This window comes from Salifodinibacter halophilus (assembly GCA_012999515.1).
Taxonomy (GTDB): Bacteria; Pseudomonadota; Gammaproteobacteria; order Nevskiales; family Salinisphaeraceae; genus Salifodinibacter; species Salifodinibacter halophilus.
In genome coordinates this window covers 1-236 of sequence record JABEEB010000729.1, presented here as the reverse complement: position 1 = coordinate 236, position 236 = coordinate 1, and the positions used below count along the sequence as shown (strand labels likewise).

1 protein-coding gene is annotated in these 236 nt (G+C 65.7%); it reads left to right on the top strand.

The features are described from left to right. The coding region (locus tag HKX41_13480; protein ID NNC25145.1) for an ISH3 family transposase at positions 1–184 on the top strand (184 nt) is incomplete at its 5' end. Positions 185–236: the final 52 nt, after the last annotated feature.

Here is a 236-nt window from a genome sequence, read left to right as displayed (position 1 = left end):
CCAGAACGTCTGGCGGTATCTTCACTGGATGTACGTGGCGGCGCCCCGCCGTGGGGGGCGCCGCCTCTGGCCGTGGTCGTTCAGAGAGTTCTGTGAGATGGTGGTTCGCGCTGCTTGGACAGCCCTCGGAGTCCGTAGGGCTGTCCCAGCGAACCAACCACTGGACGGACGGTTCTTCCGATAAGCCGCCCCGTTTGGGGCGTCTCGTGAGTGGAAACACTGTCGCGTCGGCGGCG